The organism is Streptococcus sp. CCH8-H5 (genome assembly GCF_001556505.1).
GTDB lineage: Bacteria > Bacillota > Bacilli > Lactobacillales > Streptococcaceae > Streptococcus.
The window spans coordinates 1-1305 of the sequence record NZ_LSIZ01000050.1 but is presented as its reverse complement, the minus strand read 5'-3'; the positions used below and the strand labels follow the sequence as shown (position 1 = coordinate 1305).

The window sequence follows — 1305 nt, the reverse complement described above, 5'->3', positions numbered from 1 at the left end:
TTCAATTTACGAATCGAGAAACGACTCTTCTTACTAAAGATATCTTTACCCATATTTCCTCCTAGACAAGTAATCATTAGATTTTGATTAGTCTTATCTCTTCTAAAAATAATATAAAATGAATTTCCCTAACGAAAAATATATCATAAAATTAAAATTGAATCAATATTTTACTATCATAAAATTAGTTTTCTCTCTTTTTTTAAAATAACTTAAGCATTATTCTTTTCAAAGTATTTATTTTCTAACACCTTCTTTTTATACAGAACCTATACAACTTTACATATATAATTCAAAGCATAAATCAATAATTGTATTTAAAGTATTTATAACATCTTACAATATCAATATATATTACTTTGTAAAAGTCTTACAATTTTCGAATCATAGAATGATTCTTACCTTTTACACTTTCAACATTTATAGATACACTCATAATTTAACTAAGATCAAGTGTAAATATACATTTTTTTAGATTTATTAATGTAATTAGATTGAAAATATGTCAGTATTTTTAATGGTTTATCTTTCCATAGAACTTTGTTTTTGACTGAATAATTAAAAAATTGCTCTATAATGTCTGTAATAGATAAAACTACTATAGAGATTATAAAGCAGGTATTTTTAAGACTAGAATTGTGATTATGAATCATTTTATCAAAAAATCACGACCCTATCGAGCCTTGAAAAATCATTGGCGACTCTTCCAAAAGGACAGCCGTAAGTTATCTCTCAACTCTTTTTATTCAAAGACTTTCCATCAAACCTTAAGTCCACATGAAGTTGTTAGGAAAACACTAGACTTTTCAGAAGAGCTCACCGAATACTATACACTTTATCAGCTCTTACTTTTTCACTTTCAGGAGAAAAGAGTGGATCAGTTCTTTGAGCTGATAGAGGAAAATATGAACAAGGTCAATCACTACTTTCAAACTGTCTTTCGGACTTTTCTTAGAAACAAGCAATACATCAAAAACGCACTAGAAAAGGACTATTCAAATGCAAAACTTGAAGCAACTAACAAGTTGATCAAAGACATCAAACGCTTGGGATTCGGTTTTAGAAACTTCATTAACTTTAAGAAACGTGTCTTCATCACTCTGAACATACATAAAAAAGACCCACCCCTTTCGGGATAAGTCTCTTTTTCGAAAACTGAAATAGTCTAACTAACTATGTTGAGGGATTTAACCTATGAACTATCTTAGTCTTCTTTTTTGCGTTTTCCTGCTAAACCAAGTCCAGCTGCTGCAAGGATTCCTCCGAGAGCCATAGCTGCCATAGACGCATCATCACCTGTTTCAG

General features: G+C 29.7%; 1 protein-coding gene and 1 pseudogene. One reads left to right on the top strand and one right to left on the bottom strand.

The genetic code is table 11. The features are described 5' to 3' along the window. Positions 1-626: 626 nt before the first annotated feature. Positions 627-1139, top strand: a pseudogene (locus tag AX663_RS04200) (transposase); the annotation flags it as partial. Between the two features lie 65 nt (positions 1140-1204). Here AX663_RS04200 and AX663_RS11100 read toward each other — a convergent pair. Next, positions 1205-1305: LPXTG cell wall anchor domain-containing protein (locus tag AX663_RS11100; RefSeq protein WP_156430749.1), on the bottom strand; the 101-nt coding region annotated here is incomplete at its 5' end.